The sequence below is a fragment of the Phyllobacterium sp. P5_D12 genome (assembly GCF_054049495.1).
Map to the genome: position 1 here is coordinate 1 of NZ_JBFUMG010000408.1, position 4,095 is coordinate 4,095.

The following is a 4,095-nucleotide window of genomic DNA, read 5'->3' on the forward strand; positions in this document are numbered from 1 at the left end:
ATGTTCCAGTTCGTGGTGGCCGTGCCTGTGCCGGTCAGCGCCCAGGTGCTGGTGCCAGTCTTCTCGAAGGTATCGAAGTTCTGGTATTGTGGACCGATCGCCGAAACGTCGAAGGTGGCGTTTGCCATCCCCCCGAGCCGGAGGGTGTCGTTTGGGCCAACCGTAGCGTTGCCCACCACATTGCCTTCGATTGCTGACCCTGCTCGCAGTTCTAAAGTCAAGGTGCCCGTCGTCGGTGGAGTGGTCCACCGGATGGCGTCAGCCTGTCCGGTGCCGGCGCTGATGGTGCCGCTGTTGATGATGTCAAGGTTGGGAGTCGCTCCAGAGCCAATAATCGCAACGGCGCCGCTTCCGCCTTCCAACGTGCCGGTATTGATGATCTGGCGCGCACCTGCACGCGCCAATATTGCCGGGCCACTGCCGCCCGGGGCGTCTCCGCCGCGGATCGTACCGTTGTTCGTCAGAGTGCCTACAGTGCCCATCGCCCCCAAATCGATAGCAAGACCTCCCCCTATGGGACTGTCGCCCCCTTCAATGGTCCCGTTGTTGATCAGTACCGATCCGCTACGAACCTGCACCGCAGTACCGCTGGCTGCGGTGCCGTTAGGGACTGCTCTAATGGTCCCGTTGTTGACCAGCGTTGAGTTGGTGTTAAGGACGACTGCGTTTCCAGCACCAGTACCACCCCCATTGGAAATGGACGCATTGTTGATGATGGAGGAATTGGTGGCTTGCAAACCTGTGGAGACAGATGGCCCTAAAATGCCCTCCAGCATCACCGGCTGGGTCGCACCTGAGAAGCTTGCGTTCGCAAGAGTAAAACCCTGCGTGTCGATGGTGATCGGGTTGGTCGGCACCGGCAACGCACCGCCAGAAATTGAAAACCCATTCGTTAGTTTTATCACAGCAGCGGTGTCGCCATTGGTATTCGCGGTCGTTATGGCGTTTCGTAAAGCCAAATCGTTGCCAACGAGATATTCTGCCGCCGAGGTCGGAGACACGGAATATGCCAAAGCCAAGGCCGAGGTGCACACCCCCGCGAGAAGCGCGTTCCGTGTGACCAAAATTCCACTGCTGATGTTTGTTGCCACCGACCTTGCCCCTTAAAACTGCGCCCGCAGTCGCAAGCTATGGGATTCGGTGGATACAACAATAGGTTGTAGAGGCAAAACTTTTGCGTTGCTTAAGAAAACTTGAATCTGTTGCAGTGCAGCAACGGCAGAAACATGCAGTAATGAATATTGCCTATCAGAAGTTGCGGAACTAGCTTCGTCGTGCACCGTTGAGGGCAAATGGCAAAAAGCTCGACACGCAAACTGCAAACCATCGGCCTTCTGACCGATCTCGACGTCCCACTCAAGAGCCGACCGATCAAGCTGCGCGACAAGCGCCAACCGCAGCTTGCGCTTGAGCCCATGCCCGCGCGCATTGAACCTGCCCTCGCTCTACTGGTGAAGAAGCCGCCGAGGGGCGACAATTGGGCCTACGAAGTCAAATGGGGTGGCTATCGTCTCGCGGTCCACGTTGAACCTCGCAGAGTCCGGATTATCACCCGTGGCGGCCACGACTGGACATCGTATTTCCCGGCCATTGCAGCCGCCGCAAAGGACTTGGGCCCCGAAACCATGATTCTGGATGGTGAGGCGGTTGTGCTTGATGAAAAGGGCCTGCCCAACTTCGGTCTGCTGCAACAGGATCTTGGCGGCCGACGGGCGACACGCGCGGCAAAGAACGCAGTCCTCTACGCATTCGATTTGCTCTACTTCGACGGCCACGACCTTACAGGCATCGAGCTATCGTCGCGCCGACAGATGCTCGCGACCCTGCTTGCGGACGCCGCAGGTGCGATCCGGCTCTCGGAAGAGTTCGATGCCGATGGCGCGCTCCTCCTGCGGAACGCCTGTATGCACGGCCTTGAAGGGATCATCGCGAAGGATCGAAACAGCACCTATCGCTCCGGGAGGTCCGGCGACTGGCTCAAAATCAAATGCAGCAACAGCGAAAGCTTCGCGGTCATTGGCTATGAACCGTTCGTCAAGGTGCGCGGGTCAATCGCAAGTCTCCTACTTGYCGCGCACGGCGACGATGGACTGGTTTATGTCGGCAATGTCGGTACAGACTTTTCGTCCAAACTGGCTCGCGACCTGAAACAGAAGCTCGATACTTTGCGCGTCGACAAGCCAGCGGCACCGGTCAAGGGTAAGACACTGGTGTTTACAGAACCTACTCTCGTAGCTGAAGTCGTATTCGGCGGATGGACGCATGATAAAAAACTGCGTCACACATCCTTTAAGGGGTTAAGGGAAGGTGCCGACCATGCTGAGGTTTTTGACCTAAAGGCTTAGAGGCTGGAAATTAATACTTTTATTTTCGGAGGAACATTCCCGCTCGTCCCAGTGTTGTTAGCTGGTTGAGGGGGGCTTGGCACTCTTCAGCAGGAGGCTCGATGTCGGACGGTGACCCCGATATCGGGCCTCACCTTTTGTTAATCATAGAGGCGCACGCTTTGGGTGCTGACCATAGTGCCACTTGGTCGGCACCCGGCCTGCTTTCGTATTGCGTATCCGGCAGGTCGGGACACCGGGCTTGCCGCTCCTTGATACGCGTCATCGATCTTACTGCCACTGCCTCCTAAACCGGTGGGCCTCTTCTGATCCTAGTGGAACTTCCGACATTGTGAACGGTTCATATCGCGTCGGGGAGCGTGGCGCTCTTCGGCAGGGGTCCGGTGCCGACATCCCTCTCCGGGGAAGCGTCGGACCCCACCACTACAGGCCCAGGGCGCAGGAACAAGAAATGACGACCATTCCAGCTAATCTGCTTTCATCGAGTTTTCTTATGTATCCCTTAGCCGCCATAGTCCTCATCGTGACCGTTTGTGTAATCTTTATAGTGCGGCGCCGGATGCGATGATGCGCGGTTCAAAGCGCGTTCACGCGATGGTGAGCGAMATTARATCGATATGTTTATTTACCCGAMTCRGGGGCGTCYCTAGCTTCCTGTCCGGAACCTAGGCGGGAGGACCTCACTCCGATCTTCCAACAGTTGATAGGAGTAAGGCCGTGGCATTCCGCAATCGAAGGACACATTCGTGAGGCGGTTCCGCGCCAGTGCCCCTAATTGGCGATGACCCGCTGACGACGAGCAGACTGCTTGTTCTCACGCGTCAGCAAATTTGAGCCCGATCTCCGGTTTGCGTTTCCGGTAGATTGGGCTTTATTTCAGGCTCCCGGTTCTTGGAACACAATTGCTGGAATCTGTGTTGTAGCCAAGTCGTCTCGCAAGGGACGGCAGAGGCTCCGGCATCTGTCATCCGAGCCCAAGGAGGGTGTCGGGCCTCACCCTAATTCAAAAGACTTAATACCGGAACGATCAGCGAACCGAGGTGGTTTGATCGGAGAGCCCACGAGCTCCGGCACGAGGCCCGGCGTGTCACCGCCCATTAACCCCACGTCGGGTCTCACCAATTGGTGGAACATTAATCTGGTTGGCTAGTTATGGTGTGCTGGTTAGTCCTTCTGACCGGCGGGGACTCGGCCTCGATGATCTCTTCGGTTCTAGGTGCCGAGTCTCTTTGATTGGATACCCACTACTCTGGGGTTCCTTATCGAATTGATGAAGGGAGGAATTGAATGAGCGCGGCGGCTTACGACCTTCTTTGGGTCACACTCCCAATTCTCGTCTTGGCGCTGGTTGCCTCGATACCTAGAAACGAGCCGCCTGTTTTTGAGTGTGAAGGCAGATGGATCTAGCTCATTCCCGTATCGGTCAATAATCTCGTTACCGCAATTGCCGACCAGCGCAGCCCTTCTGGTGGATGAAATGGAGAAATTTCCAACAGGTTGGCGATCTCCCGAGGCGTCAGTTTTGGATTGTTTGATTTCAGGCTGGAAACATAACCGGCTACCCTGGTAGCAGTATCGCGCCTGTCCCGCTTGGGCCTGTACCTTTTCCGCGGTTCGTTCATTTCCGACCGATTCTTGAAGTGAGATTTGATCGGACGGTAGTTGAGTCGCTTGGCAGATTAAAATGGTTTTCAGAGAGTTGACCCCTGGCGATTACGAAACAAATTTCCTATTTTCCACACTGATAGAG

At 56.1% G+C, this 4,095-nt stretch carries 2 protein-coding genes and 1 pseudogene; 2 read left to right on the plus strand and 1 reads right to left on the minus strand.

The genetic code is table 11. The features are described from left to right. A pseudogene (locus tag ACXJ5O_RS20545) lies at nucleotides 1-857 on the minus strand (hypothetical protein); the annotation flags it as partial. Between ACXJ5O_RS20545 and ACXJ5O_RS20550 the strand changes: the two are divergent. Together ACXJ5O_RS20550 and ligD are read left to right on the plus strand one after the other, a co-directional pair. Further along, nucleotides 847-1,107, plus strand: a complete 261-nt coding sequence (locus ACXJ5O_RS20550) for a hypothetical protein (RefSeq protein ID WP_457301514.1) — start codon at nucleotides 847-849, stop codon at nucleotides 1,105-1,107. The pseudogene ACXJ5O_RS20545 and the gene ACXJ5O_RS20550 overlap by 11 nt on opposite strands. Nucleotides 1,108-1,292: 185 nt before the next feature. Continuing rightward, complete coding sequence (gene ligD / locus ACXJ5O_RS20555; RefSeq protein WP_457301515.1) at nucleotides 1,293-2,345, plus strand: non-homologous end-joining DNA ligase; 1,053 nt, start codon at nucleotides 1,293-1,295, stop codon at nucleotides 2,343-2,345. Nucleotides 2,346-4,095: the final 1,750 nt, after the last annotated feature.